Origin of the sequence: Streptomyces sp. DH37 (assembly GCF_029813835.1) — a bacterium.
In the GTDB taxonomy this organism is placed as follows: Bacteria; Actinomycetota; Actinomycetes; order Streptomycetales; family Streptomycetaceae; genus Streptomyces.
In genome coordinates this window covers 1-17598 of record NZ_JARVKV010000094.1, presented here as the reverse complement: position 1 = coordinate 17598, position 17598 = coordinate 1, and the positions used below count along the sequence as shown (strand labels likewise).

The window sequence follows — 17598 nt, the reverse complement described above, 5'->3', positions numbered from 1 at the left end:
GAGACGACGGCGTCCACCGCGCCATGCTCGGCATCGCCCGCCTGCACAACCTCACCCTCACCGGATGACGAGCAAACAAGCAGGTCAGCCGACACGTCCCTGAGAATTTACGGGACACCGTCTAGCGACAGCGATGCGTGGAGCCGCGCAAGAGCAAGTTCCAAGGCACGATGAGTCAGTTAAACCCAGCAGACGTTCCTCGTTACGCCAGGCCCCCAGCAGAAGACCCCCTGCTCGGCTTGGGCAAAGTCCCGCCATGGGCCCCGCGAGCCCATTCAGCTCGGCCGTGAAGGCGTCGTTCAGCTCCTCTGCCAGTGCGCACCGTACGAGTCCACCACCGAGTCGACCAGTGCCGGGAGTCGTCATTCACGGCGTTTCCGGGGCACAAGGACCGCCTCCTGTGGAAGCCACACAAGAGGGTTCATACTGGATGTGTGGCATGGACTGCCCTCGCACGGCAGTTCTTTGGGGACCAGTCGGGGACCACACGGTGTGCGCGCACCCGAACGACCGGGGCGTTCTTCACGCGGCGCCGGGTCGAGAAGCGCCGATTGCCCCAAGAGTGGCGTCCTTGGGCTGGACTGGGGGTCAAGGGGTCGCAGGTTCACATCCTGTCGTCCCGACACTGGTCGGAGGCCCCCTGGGATCATCCCAGGGGGCCTCCGACATCAGCGGCTGACATCAACCGAGGCCAAGACCACTCGAGCAAGCCAGCAAGCAGGTTCCCCCTCACCGTCGCCCGAGCTCCGGCTGTCGCTGGCTGAACCACCTCCGGTGCAGCAAGACCCATCCCTGGCGCCGCCGGATCAAACACTTGCGCTCCCGCCACAGCCCGCAGCTCCCGACTGAGCCGCTCCCCGCCTCCGGGCCCGTCTTCAGAGGGGCTCCCCTGCCCGCAACGCCTGCTACGAGGCCAATCCCTCGCCCGCCGGCAGGACCCGTCCGGGGCGTTTGCGGTGCGGCACGATCAGCCCGGTGTTGAGGTACGCGCCGGCGCCCGGCACCGCCATCCCCCTGGCAGTGCTCGGCCAGGCCGGAGGAGCGCCGGGTCCGCGCGTCGGCGGTGGTGCCGGGCGCCGGCCGGGCCGCGGCGACCGCCGTGGGGGTGCCCCCGGACGGAGTCCGGGGGAGGGTGTCGACGGCTCACGGGCCACCCCCTGCGAGCAGCGCCCCGGGCGCCGGGGCCGCTGACGGAACGGCCGCCCGCCGCGCGGGAAGCCCTCCCCGGGCGCGTTCCGGGCGGCGAGGCGGCCGAGTCCGAGCCCGCCGACGGGCCCGCCGACGCGCGGGGCGGCGGACGCGCCGGACGCCCCCGCCGCCCCGAAGACCCCGCGGCGCTCCGGCGCCACCTCGGCGGCGGGAACGCCCCGCCGGCCTCCGGGCACGTCGCCTTCCCGCACGGGGCCCCCCTCACTGCGCGTGGAGCGCCCACCTGCTGCCGTCGACGGACGCCGTTCCGGGCAGCGCGATGAGTTCGGGCTTGAACAGCGGCGGCGCCCCCATCGCAGGCTCCCAGGTCGCCATCTCCTCGTCCTGCGGGACCTCGATCCGCCTGCCCTCGGCGAGGTCGGCGACCACCTTCAGCAGCAGCCGCACACCGAGCGGGGCCAGGTGATCGCGCCACAGGCTCTGCGCGGTCGAGCCCGGGGGCACGAACAGGTGCTCCTGGGCGGCGATCGGGCCGGCGTCGGTACGCTCGGTGAGGTGGTAGACGCTCCCGCCCGTCACCTTGTCGCCGTCGCGGATCGTCCACCGGATCGCGTCCCGGCCGCGGTGCAGCGGCAGCAGGCTGGGGTGGTAGCCGATGGCGGCGACGGCGGCCCTGGCACGCGTCCGGCGGCCGAGGAAGGCGTGCGAATGCGCGGCGACGATGATGTCCACCCCGTCCGGGACGTGCATCGCGCGCAGTTCGGCCGAGTCCGTCCACGGGATGCTCCTGGGATACGCCCAGGCGCGCAGGCGGTCCCAGGACAGCGCGTTGCTCTCGTCGGACTGCCCCTTGCGCAGCCGGGGGGCGGCTACGCCGGCGATCCGGTGCCCTTCGTCCAGCAGGGCCTCCGCGACCTGCACCGCGAACGCCCCTCGTCCTGAAATGTAGATGTTCATCACTCGCGCTTCCTGCGGTCGCCGGTCGGATGTCTGTTCAGTGGGGGTGGGAGCGCTCCGCCACGGCACGGGGGCCGGTCGGAAGCGGCCCCCGTGCCGAGCGCCAGCGCACGGTGGTCAGGTCGTCCGCGCTTGCGCCGCCGCGGTGGAGTTCCGCTCGACGTGGTCGAGGGCGCCGTCACGGTCCGGGCAGGAGTGGACGACCCGCCAGCCCTTCGGCACCTCCAGGTACGGCCGCCACAGGGCGTGCTGCCCGTCGGCGTTCGCCACGACCAGCCAGTCGGCCTCGCCGCCGACGAAGGGGTTGCCGCTCATCGATCGGCCTCTTTCAGTCCGGAGTGATCGGGCCGAAACCGCACCGGCAGCGTGGAGAAGCCGGTCAGGAAGTTGGACCGGATGCGCAGCGACTCGCCGGTCTGCTCGAATCCGGTGGTGAAGTCCCGCAGGGCGGTCAGCAGTTCGGAGATCTCCACCTTGGCCAGGTACGAGCCGACGCAGAAGTGCGGGCCGTAGCCGAAGGCCAGGTGTTTGTTGGGGGTGCGGCCGAGGTCGAACTCCCCGGGCCGCTCGAAGACCCGCTCGTCCCGGTTGCCGGAGGCGTGCCAGAGCGTGACGATCTCGCCCGGCCGCAGCCGTACGCCGTGCAGTTCGGTCTCGCGGACGACACTGCGCCCGAAGTGCATGGTGGGTGACGCCCAGCGCAGCACCTCGTCCACGGCGGTCTCGACGGCGACCTCGCCGTGCTTGAGCCGCCGCCACTGCTCGGGGTGGGCCGCGAGCGTGCGGACGCAGTCGGTCATCGTGAGCCGGCTGGTCTCGTCGCCCCCGATGATCAGGCTGTAGCAGTTGAGCACGACGTCCTCGTCGGACAGCGGCACGCCGTCGATGGAGCTGCCGGCCAGCATGCTGATCACGTCGTCGCCCGGGGACTCGCGCCGCTCCTCGACGATGTCCATGAAGTACATCAGGATCTCGTTGCGGGCCATCTCGGAGGCGACCTCGTCGACGTCCTCGTCGTCGGTCGACAGCGCGGTCTTGGTCTGGGCGAGGAGGAAGTCCCGGTCCTGCTCGGGCACGCCGAGCAGGTTCGAGATCGTGGTCATCGGGATCCGGCTGGCGATCTGCTCGGCGAAGTCGCAGCCGCCGGACTCGACCGCCTCGCGGATCAGCCGCCGGGTGTTGACCCGCACCGTCCGCGCGACCTCGTCGAGCACCCTCGGCGAGAGCACCCGCTGAAGGATCTTGCGCAGCTCGTGGTGCCGGTGCCCGTCGGTGACGGCCAGCATCCGGCCGGCGCCGGCGTCACCGCCGCCCAGCAGCGTGACGAGCACGTTGCCGCGCTCGGAGGTGAAGTTCACGTTGTCGCGGTAGGTGGCCATGATGTCGTCGTGGCGGGAGAGCACCCAGAACCCCCGGCGGCCGTCGACCGGAGGGTTCCAGTGCACCGGGGCGGTGTCCCGCAGGGTGCGCCAGAACGCGTCGAGGTCGTGGTCCGCGAAGGTGCTCGGATCGCCCAGGTCCACGGTGTCCGGCGCCGGTGTGCTCACGGTCACCAGTCCGTACGCCAGAACCGGCGCGGCCGGAACGGGTAGGTGGGCAGCGGCACGCGGTGGCTGGCCTCCCCCGCGTGCAGGGAGGCGAAGTCGACCTGCCGGCCGTTGACCCAGGCGGCGGCCAGGTCGGACAGCTCCTGTGCGTCCGTCCCGGACCACACGATCCCGTTGTCGTTGCGGGGGAAGGAGTCGGCGGCCGCCCGCGGCGCGGGGGCGGTCCCGGTGGCCATGCCGCCCGGGGGGTCGTCGGACAGCGCCGCGATCAGCTCCGCACGGCTGCGGACCACGGCCGCCCACCGGCGGGCCATCACCTTGCGGCCCAGGTTGAGGCTGAAGCAGACGTCGTCCAGGCGCAGGCCGGGGTTGGCCTCCAGCCAGTCCTTCAGCCTCGCGCGCTGACGGGCCAGCGCCTCGTCGTCCAGGGCGGACAGCGTGGCCAGCCGCGGCCTGCCGACGGCCTCGGGGGCGCGTTCGGCGGCCGCCGGCGCCTCCTCCAGCACCAGGTGCGCGTTGTAACCGCCGCCGCCGAGCGAGGTGACGCCCGCGCGGCGGATCCCGGCCTCCGGCTCCCAGTCCGCCGTCTCCAGCTGCGGCACGAACGGGGTGCTGGGGAAGTCGAGATCCGGGTTGACCTCCGTCAGGTTGATCGTCGCCGCCAGCTTCTTGTGGTACAGGGCCATCAGGGCCTTCATCGCGCCGAAGCCGCCCGACACCACACCGCCGTGGCCCACGTTGCCCTTGACCCCGCCGATGGAGGTGGTGCCGGTCTGCTTGCCGAACGCCATGCTCGCCGCGTGCACCTCGAGCTCGTCGGTCATCGGCATGCCGAGACCGTTGGCCTCGTACATGGACACGGTGTCCGGGGTGACGCCGCCGACCTCCATGGCGTTGGCGATGCACGCGCTCAGCCGCTCCGGCTGCGCCAGACCGTAGGCCACCGCGCTGACGCCGTTGTTGTTGACGGCCGAGCCCTTGACCACGGCGTAGATGTGGTCGCGGTCGGCGACGGCCTCCGCCAGCGGCTTGAGCAGCACCGTGACGACACCGCTGGAGAGCGCGGTGCCGGTGCCGTTGGCGTCGAACGGGCGGCAGTGGCCGTCCCTCGACAGGATGCGGTTCTCCTCCCACAGGTGGCCGCGGGGGTGCGGCAGGCGGACCATCGCGCCACCGGCGATCGCCATGTCGGTCTGGCCGAGCAGCAGCGACTGGCAGGCCAGGTGCACCGCGTAGTGGAAGCCGGCGCAGACAGCGGCGACGGTGACGGCCTCGCCGGTCAGCCCCATGTAGTACAGCGCGTTGGAGGTCATGGTGTCCGGCGACCACGCCAGGCTGGCCTCGATCGCCTCGGGGCCGACCGACACCCGGTCCGGCGGGGAACTGTAGAGCGCGGCGGTCTGCGGGTTGTTGGCGCCGTAGACGCCCACCTCGCCCCTGATCCGGTCCGGGTCGTAGCCGCCGTCCTCGAGCGTCTCCCACGCGCTCTCCAGGAACAGCCGGTTCTCCGGGGTCATCGCGGCCGCCATCCGGTCGCTGATGCCGAACACCGACGGATCGAACTTGTCGTAGGTGTCGAGCACGCCGCAGGCCCGCACGTAGAACGGGCTGTGGATCAGGGTCTCGTCGACGTGGATGTCGTCCTTGGCCAGGAACGACACGGACTCCCTGCCGTGCACGAGGTTGTCCCAGAACTGTTCCTTGGTGCGGGCTCCGGGCGACCGGAGGGACATGCCGATGACGGCCACGTCACCCGGGTCGTAGTCCTGCTCGGGGCTGTCGGTCACGGGAAGGCTCCTGCCTCGAATCGAGTGGGGGTGGCTCAGCTGCCGGCGGAGGTGCCGCGGCCGCGCAGCGCGGCGCGGCGGGTGTTGGCGCGGCGGCGGGCCGACTGGACCGCCTCGGGGGTGGCGCCGCTCTCCTCGTCGAGCCACTGGCCGAGGGAGGAGATGTCGCGGAAGCTGAAGAGGTCGGGCACGCGGACGCGGCGGTCGAACCGCCGGGTCATCAGCCTGGCCAGCCGGATGAGCAGCAGCGAGTCGCCGCCGAGGTCGTAGAAGGTGGCCCGGACGTCGATGCTCGCCGGTTCGATGTCGAGCAGCTGGCCCCAGATCTCCGACAGCGCCACCTCGGTCGGCGTGCCGGCGGCCGTCAGGGGCCCCGCGGCGGCGGTGGCGGCCGGCGGCTCGGGAAGCGCGGCGCGGTCGAGCTTCCCGCCCGGCCCCAGCGGGAGCGCGGCCAGGAACACGATCGTCGCCGGCACCATGTAGTCGGGCAGCTCGGCGGCGAGCTTGCCGGTGATGGCGCTCTGGAGTCCGGCGTCCAGCCGGGCGCCGTCCCGCGGGCGGCCGTCGCCCTCGGGCACCACGTAGCCGACGAGCCTGTTGCCCTGTACGGCGGCGGCGGCTTCCCTGACCTCGGGGCAGCCGGTCAGCCGGGCCTCGACCTCCTCCAGCTCGATGCGGTAGCCGCGCAGCTTGACCTGGTGGTCGGTGCGGCCGACGAACCGGAGCTCACCGTCGGCGGTGAACTGGACGACGTCACCGGTGCGGTACATGCGTTCGCCGTCCAGGAACGGGTCGGGCACGAACCGCTCGGCCGTGGTGCGCGGCCGGTTGACGTAGCCGTGGGCGAGGCCGGCGCCGCCGAGGTAGAGCTCGCCGGGCTCGCCAGCCGGCAGGTGCCTCAGCTTCTCGTCGAGCACGTAGACACGGGCGCCGGTCGACGGCCTGCCGATCGTCGGCTCGTCGGTTCCCTCCCGCGGCACCAGGCCGAACGAGCAGAAGACGGTCCCCTCGGTGGGGCCGTAGGCGTTGAAGACCCGGTCGGCGTTGGTCTCCCGGTACGCCCGGTCCACCAGCTTGCGCCGCAGCGCCTCGCCGCCGAACACGACCGTGCGCACGTTCGGGGGCAGAACGCCGGCGTCGAGCAGGCCGTTCATCACCGACGGGACGACGTTGAGGTGGGTGACCTTGTCCGCGTACCGGCTCTCCGGCAGGTGGGCGGCGCTCTCCACGAGCACGACGGCGCCGCCGCGGCACAGCGCGGCGAAGATCTCCATCACGGACATGTCGAAGCAGACCGAACTCGCCGCCGATACGCCGCTCAGGTCGCAGCCCTCGAAGATCCGGTCCATTTCGGCCAGCATGGCGACACAGCCGCTGTGCCGGACGGCCACGCCCTTGGGCGTGCCGGTGGATCCCGACGTGTAGATGACGTACGCGGTGTCGCCGGGCACGACCGGCACGGGCTGCGCGCCGGGCTCGGTCGTCACGGTCTCCCCCAGCACGACCACGGTCGGGCCGGCCGGGCAGTCGGCGCGGGAGGCGGGCGTGGTCAGCAGCAGGCGGGTCCCGCTGTCGCGGACCATGAAGTCCAGCCGTTCGGCCGGGTAGTTCGGGTCCAGCGGTACGTAGCAGGACCCCGCGCGCAGCGCGGCCAGGATGCCGACGAGCAGGTCGGGGGTGCGCTCGACGCAGATGCCGACCGGGACACCGGGACCGGCGCCGTCGGCGGCGAGCCGTTCGGCCAGCGCGCGGGACCGCTCGTCCAGCTCGCCGTAGGTCAGGACGCCGGCGTCGGAGTAGACCGCGGTCGCGTCGGGGTTCTTGGCCGCTTGCTCGACGAACTCGGAGTGCAGGGTCGTGGTCACTGGTCCGTCTCCTCGGGGAGGCCGCTCGGCGCGATGCCTTCGAGCGCCAGGTCGGGTCGGGCGATCGCTTCGAAGAGCACGGTGCGGTAGAGCGCGAGCAGTGCGGTCACGGTCCGCCTCTCCAGGTAGCTCGGTTTGTACTGGACGTGGCCGACGACCTCGCCGTCGATGTCGGCCATCGATATCTCCAGGTCGAACTTGGCCAGGTGCCTGCGCACCTGGAGCGGTTCGAGCGGCAGGGCGCCGTCGGGCGCGATGGTCGCCCCGATGCCGTGGAAGAGCTTGACGGACCGGGGGAACGCCTCCGAGGACAGCCAGTTCACCACCACGTCGAACCACGGTGAGCGGCCCTCGGCCCTGGGCGGCTTCAGGGCGGACGCCAGCAGGTCGAGGGGGTAGTTCATGTGCTCGAGCAGGCCGAGCGAGAAGGCGTGGACCTCGCCCAGCAGGTCCCGGAAGCTGCGGTCGCCGGCCGGTTTCGCCCGCACCAGCACCGTGTTCAGGTAGTAGCCGATGGCGGACTCCCAGCCCGGTTCGGCGCGTTGGGCGATGGCGGTGGCCAGTACGGAGTCCTCGGCTCCGGCCGCGCGGTTGAGCGTGGCGAAGAAACCGGCCAGTACGACGGTGCTGATCGACACGCCTTCGCGCACCGCGAATTCCCTGAGCAGCCGGGTCTCCTCGGCGCTCCAGCGGAACGCGAGGTCGCGGCCCTCGTAGGTGACGCCGGGAGGTCGCACCTTGGTGGACAGGTCGAGGTGGGCGGGTGGATCGGCCAGTTTCTCCGACCACCAGGCCAGCGCCGCGTCGGCCGCCGGGCCGGCCAGCCACTGCCGCTCCCACTCGACGAACTCCGTGTAGGGGGCGACCGGCGCGCTGTCGGCGGGGTCCGCGCCCTCGTAGAACTCCTGGAGCTCGCGGATCATCACGTCGGCCGACGCCGCGTCCGACGCGATGTGGTGCACGAGCACCAGCAGGTAGTGGTCCGCCGGTCCGCGCGTCATCAGCACCACCCGTACGAGCGGCCCGTTGTCCAGGTCGAGCGGCAGGTGCCCGTGCCCGGCCAGTTCCTCGCGGGCCTGTTCGTCGTCGAGGCCCGTGCTGTCCACCACGACGAACTCGTACACCGGTTCGTCCAGGACGACCTGGTACGGGCGCCCGCCGGCCTCGACGAAGACCGTGCGCAGCGCGGGATGCCGCTCCATCACGGCCCGTACGGCGCGGTCGAGGGCCTTCTCGTCGACCGCGGTCCGGATCCGGGCGGCCACCATGAAGTTGTAGGGCACGGCGTCCGGCGCGACCATCTGCATGAACCACAGGGAGGCCTGGCCGTGCGAGGCCGGGGCCACTTCGAAACCCAGACCGCCGGCGCGCAGCTGGTCGAACGCCGGTGCGTCGGTGGGGTCCAGCAGGCCGCGCGCGGCCAGTTCCTCCACCAGCTCCTCGGCGTCCAGTTCGGACAGGTCGTCGAGGAACGCCGGGGTCGGCCCGGCCTCGGGCGCCGGTGCCGCCGCCCGCGGCGGCGTCTGCGGAGTCCGGTCCGGCTCCGCCTCCGCGGCCGGGACAGGGGCCGGGACCGCGACCGGGACAGGGGCCGGAGTCGAGGCCGGGGCCGGCCGCGCCGCCGCGGTGGCGGCCGACCCGCCGATGACCTCGACGACGTGGCCGACGGCCTCGGACAGGGTCCGGCCGTCCAGGAACACCACCGGCGACACCCGGTGCCCGGACAGCGACTGCAACCTGTTGACGAGGCGGATCGCCAGCATCGAGTCGAGGCCGAAGTCGCGCAGGCTGGCGCCTTCCTCGAACGTGCCCGCCGGCACGCCCAGCACGTCGGCGATCTCGGCGAGGACGACGTCCTCCAGCGGCCTGCTCCCCACGGTCCCGGCCGCGGTCCCGGGCATGGTCCCGGGCGTGGGCTCGGCCACGGTCGCGACCGCGGACCCGGTCGCGGTTTCGGCCGCCGGTGCCGACGCGGTGCGGGGGCGGGGCGCGGTGTCCAGCCAGTAGCGGTCCTTCTGCCACTGTACGAGCGGGGTCTCCACGACCTCGACGTCGTCGGCGAACAACGAGTCGAAGGTCAGCGGGAGGCCCCTGACGTACAGCGACGCGGCGGCCCCCAGCAGGCAGCGGACGTCGCTCTCGCCGCGCCGCAGGGAGTTGACCGCGTGCACCTGGGCGCCACGGGTCAGCGCGATCTCCTCGACCGCGCCGCGCAGCGTCTCGTGCGGGCCGATCTCGATGAAGGTGCCGACGCCTTCGTCGACCAGCGCGCCGATCGTCTCGGCGAACCGGACCTGGTTGCGCAGGTTGTGCACCCAGTAGTCGACGTCGGCGACCGGGTTCACCGTGTCGGCCAGCGCCGTGGAACGGAACTCGATGGTGTTCGCCAGCGGGACGATGCCGTCGATGCGCTCGCGCAGCGGCTGGATCAGCGGATCCATGCCGGGGCTGTGCACCGGCCGTTCGACCCGGATCCTCCGGGTCGGGATCCCGGCCCGGAGGAGGTCGGCCTCCAGGGCGCCGACGGCCTCGGGCGAGCCGGACACCGCCGCGCTGGTGGGGCTGTTCACCACGGCGACGGCCACGTGCTCGGCGTACGGGGCGATCCTCGGCAGCAGCTCCTGTTCCGGCAGGTCGACCGAGATCATGGCGCCGGGGGCCGCTTTCCGCTCGAGCAGGTGCGAGCGGGCGACCACGACGCGGGCGGCGTCGTCCAGCGACAGCGCGCCGGCGACACAGGCGGCCGCGACCTCGCCCAGGCTGTGCCCGACGACGGCGGTCGGCTCGATGCCCAGTTCGAGCCAGACCTTCGCCAGCGAGACCTGCAGGGCGAACAGCACGGGCTGCTGGAAGTCCATCTCCTCGAACCTGGCCCGGTCGGCCGGGGCGGCGAGCTCCTCGAGCACCGAGCAGCCGCCGGCCCTGCGCACGGCGGCGTCGCAGGCGTTCATCCACGTACGGAAGCCGGTGTGCGAGCGCATGAGCTCCCGGCCCATGCCGACCCACTGCGTTCCGCCGCCGGAGAACACCAGCGCCACCCGCCGGTCGCCGTTGCCCGCGACCGTGCCCGTGACGACATCGGGGTGCGGCTCGCCGGCGGCGACCCGCGCGAGTCCGTCCAGGACCTCCTGACGGTTGCGGGCGAACAGCGCTATCCGCCGGCTGTGGTGGGTGCGCCTGGTCGCGAGCGTGTAGGCGAGGTCGGAGACCCGCAGGCCCGGGTCGCGTTCGACGTGGTTGGACAGCGCGCGGCAGGTGTCGGCCAGCGCACCCGCCGTGCGCGCCGTGACGGGTACGAGGTGCACCCGTTCGTCGGCCGCGACCTCGCCCCGGCTCGGCGTGACGTGCCGCCCCCGGTCGCCCGCGGTGAACGGTCCGGGGATGACGGGGAGACCGGCGGTGTACAGCGCGCCGAGCGAGCCGAGCAGGGTCGAGGCCTCGTCGGCGCCACGGCGGAGCGAGGGCAGGGTGGTCGCCGTCAGGATCTCCGACACGGACTTGAGCAGCACGGGGTGCGGGCTGAGTTCGATCACCGCGTCGACGTCGTGGTCGCGCAGGTTCGTCAGGGCGTCGACCACCCGGATCTCCTGGCGCAGGTTGTTCGCCCAGTAGTCCGGCCCGAGTTCCGAGCCGTCGACGGGTCCGCCGGTGACCGTCGAGATCATCGGGATGCGCGTGGTCCGGGGCCTGAGGTCGGCGAGTTCGGCCCGCAGCGGGGCGAGGACGTGGTCGACCAGCGGCGAGTGCGGTGCGTGGCCCATCCGCACCCGGTGGCTGGTGACGCCCTCGTCGGTGAGCCGCTGGACCAGCTCGTCGATCTCCTGCGGTGTGCCGGTGACCAGGGTGGAGTTCAGGCCGTTGTAGCCGGAAACGGTGAGCTGGCCGGTCAGGTGCTGCTTGACGGCGTCCGCACCGGTCATGGCCACGATGCCCTCGCCGCGTCCGACGGCCAGCTGCTGGAGGAGCCGGCCGTGGTGGGCGGCCAGGCGGGAGGCGTCCTCGAAGTCGAGTGCGCCGGCGATGTGCGAGGCGGCGAACTCCCCGACGCTCTGTCCCACGACGACGTCCGGCTCCACCCCCAGCGAGCGCCAGGCGTCGGCCAGGGCGACCTGGAGGGAGAACAGCAGCGGCTGGAAGACGTCCATGTCGTCGATGCGGCCGTCGGGCGACAGCAGTTGGTCGACGAGCGAGAAGCCCAGCAGGTCCCGCATCCGCTTGTCGGACCTCATCATGGACCGGCGGAACACGGGCATGCCGGCGAGCAGTTGCCTGCCCATGCCCACCCACTGCGAGCCGTTGCCCGAGAACAGGAACGCCACCCGCGGCCTGCGTTCGGCGGCCTCCCCGACGCTCAGTCCGGCGGCCGTCGCCCCGGCGCCGAAGGCTTCGAGCCGCGCCCTGAGTTCGGTCATGTCGCGGGCGGTGACCGCGAGCCGGAACCTGCCGTCGCCGGGTTTCCGGCTGCATACCGCCCGCAGGTCGTTCTCCTCGCGCAGCGCCAGGGCCCGCTCGGCCAGCGCCTCCCGGGAGTCGGCGGCCAGCAGGAGGAGCGAGCTCTCGGGGCGCGGCAGCTCCTCGACGGCCACGTGGCAGATCGCGCCGCCGAACCCGAACGAGCTGACGCCGCCGCGGCGCGCGTCGGACCGGCGCGGCCACGCCGTCAGCCGGTCCTGGACGGTGAGGTTGTACTCGTCGAACATGATCTGCGGGTTCGGGGCGGTGTAGTGCAGGCTCGGCGGGAGCACGCCGTTGCGCATCGACAGCGCGAGTTTGACCAGGCCGACGATGCCGGCCGCCGCCTCCAGGTGCCCGACGTTGGACTTGACGGAGCCCAGCCGCAGCGGCTCCGCGCGGTCACCTCCCAGGACCGCGCCGATGGCGTTGGCCTCGATCGGGTCGCCGAGGGGCGTCGCGGAGCCGTGGCACTCGATGTAGTCCACGAGGGACGGTTCGATGCCGGCCCGCTGGTAGGCGGTGCGGAGCATCTTCTCCTGCGCCTGGGGGTTCGGCGCGGTCATGCCGTTGCTCAGGCCGTCGTTGTTGGACGAGCTGCCCTTGATCAGGCAGTACACCGGAAGATCGCGTTCGAGCGCCACGCTCAGCGGGGCGAGCACGACGACCCCGGCGCCCTCACCGCGGACGTAGCCGTTGGCGCGGGCGTCGAACGACTTGCAGCGGCCGTCCGGGGCGAGCGCGCCCATCGCGTCCATGGCGGTGTAGTAGTCGGAGACGAAGCTCAGGTTCACGCCACCGGCCAGCACCAGCTCGCTCTCGCCCAGCCAGATCGACTGGCATCCGACGTGCACCGAGACCAGCGATCCGGCGCAGGCGGCGTCGATGGCCATGCTCGGGCCCTGCAGGCCGAGGATGTAGGAGACGCGGTTGGCGATGATGCCGTCGTGCATGCCGGTCGCGGTGTGCGGGGTGATCTGGCTGTCGGGACCGCGGTAGTGCGCCAGGGCGGCGTAGTCGCCCCAGCAGGAGGCCATGAACACGCCGGTGTCGCTGCCGACGAGGCTGTGGGGGGCGACACCCGCGTCCTCCAGCGCCTCCCAGGCCAGTTCCAGGATCAGCCGCTGCTGCGGGTCCATCTGGACGGCTTCGCGGGGGGAGATGCCGAAGAACAGCGGATCGAACTGGTCGATGCCGTCGATGAACCCGCCCCACCGCACCCTGTCGTTCAGGAGGTCGCGCCGCCCGGCCGGCACCGGGCCGACGGCGTCGCGGCCCTCGGTCAGCAGCTGCCAGAACGAGGACGGGTCCGGTCCTCCGGGGAACCGGCAGCCGATGCCCACGACCGCGACGGGCTCGTGCGACGCCGTACGACGCACGGTGCCCGGGGCGGCGGTCCCCGCGGCACGCGGACCGTCGACCAGCGCTCGGGACAGCTCGTCGACGGTGGGGTACTGCCACATCCAGGTGACCGGGACTTTCCAGCCGAGGAATTCGGACAACGAGGCGGCGAGGGTCGAGAACTTCAGCGAGTCCAGGCCGTACCGGTACATCGGTGTCCGGCGGTCCACCGCGTCCTGGGACGGGTCCATCAGCTCGGCAACGCGAGAAAGCAGAAACTCCGTTATGGCATGCGAATCTCGTGCTGCGCGCTCTTGGGGCATCTCGGCTCCTCAGCAGGGCGGATGGAATGGACCGACAGAGCTCGCGGCCGGCTGGTCAAGGGCCCGGAAACTCCGTCAGCCGTGTAATGGCAGCGGTATCGAAGGGGGGTTGCGGCTCACATGCGGCCGATTCGGTGAAAACGGCCGGGGCCGACGGTTCTCGGAATGGTGGTTCAGTGCCCGGGCGGCCGGCCACGGGAATGGCTCACGGCACGGGGGCTTCGCTTCGCCGTGCCGAGTGCCGCCGGGGGGTCGAACGTGAGGAGACTCCGTCAGGGTAAAGGAACCCGCGTTCTGCCGGGCAGGCCGTCCCGCCCCGGAAAGGAAGGCATGGCTGTGGAAGAACTGGTACCCGCACCGCGACCCCGACCCCCGTTAAGTCGTCTTGGCCGAATCAGATCGCGATCTGATTCAGGATCATCGCCCGGCAGCCCAGCCGCCGGTGTACATCGCCTGTCTCCTGGTCACATCGGTCCGCGACTGCGTTGCCTCCGGGGGCGTGCACGCGGGACCCCTCATCCGCACAACCACTGCCGACGAGCGTCACGATCCATTTGGCCAGGTCAATGATTGTGCGGACTGACGCGTCCGTATTACGCGGCACTCACCCGGCCGACTTCAGACTGCCACCCTGCGAATGGTGAAACAAGTGTGACCCGTGGGCTGGAAGGTGCACTGGCGCGATTTGGCCCCCGGAGTGACTGGTTCACTCTCTTCTCACGCAATGATCCCGAGGCGGTCCGGACGTCATGGGCAACAGGGATATCCCTGTTCAACACGGGTCAACCCCGACGCGCCACCGGCCTGTACCGGTAACCCATTGCGGTCGTCGGCGGCACGCGTCGGCGGTGGCCCTTCCTCCGGAGGAGAGAAAAGCCGCTGATTACAGGGGAAATGAGGGCTCATGGAGCCCGTCAAGGCCCGGTCCGATGCGGGCGATACGCTCCGGCGGCATACGGGCAGGGCCGGCCTGGACAACAGGCGGGCGGCACTGCAAGCTGCTCGGCATGAGAATCATGAACCACGAGCCGACACCGGCTGACGCCCGTGTCCTGGTGGTGGGCACCGGACGGATGGAACTCCCCACAACACGGCAGGAGCCCGCGGCCGGTGCCGGCGAAGTCTTATCCGGATATTCACCGCACCCTCCCGTGGCCGCCCCGTCCGGCGCGCCTGTGGCGGTGGCGGGCGAGGTGTTCGCCCGGTCACGGCTCGGCCGCCGCCCTCTCCGGGCGGCCGTCGGCCGGTTACGTGACGGCGGCGGGCCGGCCGCCCCGCCGTCCGGCTCCGGCAGCGGCGTCCGGGTACGCCCCGGCAACCGCCGGCCGGTCGGCGGCGAGCTCCTCGGGAGGTCCGCGTGACCAGTACCGAGGTGGTGCCACGGCACAGGCCGGGACTGGCACTGGGGGTGCTGGCCGGGGCGCTCGCACTGGACGTGAGCGGTCTCGGGGTGCTCAACGCCGCCCTGCCGTCCATCGGAGCGCGTTTCGACCTGGACGACACCACGCTCCAGTGGGTCATGATCGCTTACGCCGTGGCGTTCGCCGGCTTCCTGCTGGTGGGGGGCCGCCTGGCCGATGTGTTCGGCCGCCGGCGGGTGTTCGAGCTCGGTATCGCCCTGTTCACGGTGGCCGCGTTGGTCGGGGCCGTGGCGCCGGACATCGGGGTGCTGCTCGGTGCGCGGGCGGTCCAGGGCATCGGCGCGGCCCTGTCGGGTCCGGCCGCACTGGCCCTGCTGACCCAGGTGTTCCCGGCCGGCCCGGCCCGCAACCGGGCACTCGGCGTGTACGCGGCGGTCGGCGCGGCGAGCTTCAGCGGCGGGGTGCTGCTGGGCGGTGTACTGACCCAGTTCCTCGGCTGGCGGTCGGTGCTGTGGTTCTCGGTGATCGTGGGGGCGGCCGTGCTGGCCACGACGCGTGCCGGGCTGCCCGGTGGTGTCGGGCGCGGCGGCCGGCTGGACCTGCCCGGTGCGGTCTCGGGCACGGTCGGCCTCACCCTGCTGGTCGTCGGCGCGAGCACCAGCGGCACGCCGGCATGGGTCTCGTTCTGCGTCGCAGTGGTGTTCCTGCTGCTCTTCGTCGTACGCGAGCACCGCACCGCCGACCCGGTGCTCCCTCTCGGCCTCTTCCGGATCACATCGGTGCGGGCGGCGAGCCTGGCGGCGTTCCTCCAGTACATGGCCTCGGTCGGGATGCTGTTCTTCGCGCCGCTGTATCTGCAGGGGATGCTGGATTACTCCCCGCTCGAGTCCGGCCTCGCGCTGGTGCCGATGTCGGCGGGCGTGTTCCTCACCGCCAACTTCGTCACCGGGCGCCTGCTCGCCACGTACACGCCGCGCACGCTGATGGCCGTCGGGCTCGTCCTGATCGGCGGGGGGACGGCGCTGTGGATGAGCACACCGCACCAGGGCAGCTATCTGCTGCACGTGCTGCCCGGCCTGGTGATCAGCGGCATCGGCCAGGGGCTGAACTTCCCCTCGATGACGTCCGCCGCGCTCACCGGCGTCGAGCCGGAACGGCATGCGGTCGCCGGGGCGGTGAACGTCGTGGCACAGCAGATCGGCGCCAGCGTCGGAGTGGCGGTCATGGTCCTGGTCGCGGCGACCAGTGATGACCGGCTCACCGGCTACCACCTCGCCTACCTCACGGCCGGCATCGGCTGCGGGCTCGGAGCGGTGGTCATCGCCATGGCGGGTCGCCGGACGAGCGCGGCCTGAAGGACCCCCGTGCGGAACGGTCCGGGGGACGGCGGACCCACGGGCGCACGCTCGCCCGGCGGCCGCCGGGCGAAAGCGTCGGTGACGGGCCGTGCGTCGGCCCGTGTCCGGCCCGGCGGAAGGACCGGCGGGGGCCTCTCCCCCACTCGTCGGCCCCCGGCCGGCACGGACCCCGTACCCCCGGCCGTGCCGGTCCCCCGGTGCGCGTCCGGGCGGGACGGGCGCGGGCCCGCCGTCTCTCACAGGGGCGTCGGCGCTTCGGCCCGGTAGGCCCGGTGGAGCAGCTCCATCAGGAGGGGCGCCCCGGGCAGGGACACGGAACCGATGCGGTGCACCGCGACCCCCGGCGTCCAGGAGTTCATCACCGCGCATCCGGCCAGAGACGGCAGGTCCGCGAGCGTGACCTCCCGGACGCGCTGAAGGACTCCCAGGCGGTCCAGTTGCCTGCGGACGACGCCCATCGTGACTCCGCTCAGCGCGTCGGCCGCGGGCCACACCACCGCGGCGCCGTCCCAGAACACCAGGTTCCAGATCGTCCCCTCGCTCAACCGCCCCCGGCGGTCGACGAAAGCGGCGTCGTCCAGACCCTGCGCGGCGGCTCGGCGCAGGAAGTACGTCTTGGCCACCTCCCCGACGTGTTTCACGGCCGGGAGGATCCGCTCGTACTCGACCGCCGCCAGCGCCAGCGGTCCCTCCGGGCCGGACGCGGGAGGTCCGGAGCGGACCAGCACCTCCGGCTCCGCGTCGGGCCCGGCCACGGTGTACTCGCCGGCCGGCGAGTACACCGTGGCCGTCAGTGACAGGTCGGCCGGACCGGCCTCCAGCGCCGCCCTCAGGTAGGAGCGCACCCGGTCGTCCGGCAGTGCCCGGCCGAACAGCTCCACCGAGGCCGACCGCAGTCTCTCCAGATGCAGGTCCAGACCCCGGACCCGGCCCTCGCGCACCTGCATGGCGGTGAAGTGGGCGTAGCCCGCGAAGGCCAGCGAGGCCAGTTCTCCGACAGTCGCTGCCCTGCCGTTGCGGTGAACGACGAAAGAGGCCATGTGCTCCGTTCCCATCGGTGTGGCCGGCCCTGTGGACGGCCGCCGCGACCGCCCGGGCGGCGCGCGGACGCCCGGGCCGGACGGTCTTCGCCGGGAAGGGGCCGGGGCGTCCCGTGAGGGAGGCCGTCCCCGTCGGTCCCGGACCTCGTCCGGACGGCCCAACGACGCGACGGGCGCCGGGGAAACGGTTCGGTCCCCGTTCGGGGGACGCCGGCCGACCGCCCGGCACGCGAGCGGAACGGAGTGCGCGGGCGGCGCCTGTGCGGCCCGGAGCGGATCCTGCGGTGGCCCTCGGAGCCGGACGCGCCGCCGTGCCGGGGCAAGGGGGGCGGAGCCCGGTGCCCGAGCCCGGAAGCGGTCCCGCCCCGTCTCCACCGGGCATGCGGACACCGGCCGGCCGGCCCCGGTGAGGGGGCCG

At 72.4% G+C, this 17598-nt stretch carries 8 protein-coding genes and 1 pseudogene; 1 reads left to right on the top strand and 8 read right to left on the bottom strand.

Annotation, left to right across the window (positions count from 1 at the left end; genetic code table 11):
* Positions 1–920 precede the first annotated feature (920 nt).
* The 7 genes and pseudogenes from QC029_RS31245 to QC029_RS28740 all read right to left on the bottom strand — a co-directional run.
* Positions 921–1095 (bottom strand): annotated as a pseudogene (locus tag QC029_RS31245) (IS5/IS1182 family transposase); the annotation flags it as partial.
* A 315-nt stretch (positions 1096–1410) separates the two neighbouring features.
* On the bottom strand, positions 1411–2106 hold the full coding sequence (locus QC029_RS28765) for a formyltransferase family protein (protein ID WP_279558761.1): 696 nt from the start codon (positions 2104–2106) through the stop codon (positions 1411–1413).
* Between the two features lie 117 nt (positions 2107–2223).
* Positions 2224–2421, bottom strand: a complete 198-nt coding sequence (locus tag QC029_RS28760; protein ID WP_279558760.1) for an MbtH family NRPS accessory protein — start codon at positions 2419–2421, stop codon at positions 2224–2226.
* Positions 2418–3659, bottom strand: a complete 1242-nt coding sequence (locus QC029_RS28755) for a cytochrome P450 (RefSeq protein ID WP_279558759.1) — start codon at positions 3657–3659, stop codon at positions 2418–2420. Before QC029_RS28755 ends, QC029_RS28760 begins: the two co-directional genes overlap by 4 nt.
* Positions 3656–5440 (bottom strand): type I polyketide synthase, encoded by a 1785-nt coding sequence (locus QC029_RS28750; protein ID WP_279558758.1) that lies wholly within the window; start codon positions 5438–5440, stop codon positions 3656–3658. Before QC029_RS28750 ends, QC029_RS28755 begins: the two co-directional genes overlap by 4 nt.
* Before the next feature lie 35 nt (positions 5441–5475).
* Complete coding sequence (locus QC029_RS28745) at positions 5476–7305, bottom strand: non-ribosomal peptide synthetase (RefSeq protein WP_279558757.1); 1830 nt, start codon at positions 7303–7305, stop codon at positions 5476–5478.
* Positions 7302–13421, bottom strand: a complete 6120-nt coding sequence (locus QC029_RS28740) for a type I polyketide synthase (RefSeq protein WP_279558756.1) — start codon at positions 13419–13421, stop codon at positions 7302–7304. The genes QC029_RS28745 and QC029_RS28740 overlap by 4 nt, the downstream gene beginning before the upstream one ends.
* Positions 13422–14778: 1357 nt before the next feature.
* Between QC029_RS28740 and QC029_RS28735 the strand changes: the two genes are divergently transcribed.
* The gene (locus QC029_RS28735; RefSeq protein ID WP_279558755.1) at positions 14779–16137 is read left to right on the top strand and encodes an MFS transporter; all 1359 of its coding nucleotides are present in this window, start codon (positions 14779–14781) and stop codon (positions 16135–16137) included.
* A 239-nt stretch (positions 16138–16376) separates the two neighbouring features.
* Here the strand turns inward: QC029_RS28735 and QC029_RS28730 are convergent, their stop codons facing one another.
* On the bottom strand, positions 16377–17180 hold the full coding sequence (locus QC029_RS28730) for an aminotransferase class IV family protein (RefSeq protein WP_279558754.1): 804 nt from the start codon (positions 17178–17180) through the stop codon (positions 16377–16379).
* Between the last annotated feature and the right edge of the window lie 418 nt (positions 17181–17598).

Coding starts and splice junctions, on each gene's coding strand:
- QC029_RS28765 (WP_279558761.1), bottom strand. CDS start 2,106: ATGAACATCTACATTTCAGGACGAGGGGCGTTCGCGGTGCAGGTCGCG.
- QC029_RS28760 (WP_279558760.1), bottom strand. CDS start 2,421: ATGAGCGGCAACCCCTTCGTCGGCGGCGAGGCCGACTGGCTGGTCGTG.
- QC029_RS28740 (WP_279558756.1), bottom strand. CDS start 13,421: ATGCCCCAAGAGCGCGCAGCACGAGATTCGCATGCCATAACGGAGTTT.
- QC029_RS28730 (WP_279558754.1), bottom strand. CDS start 17,180: ATGGCCTCTTTCGTCGTTCACCGCAACGGCAGGGCAGCGACTGTCGGA.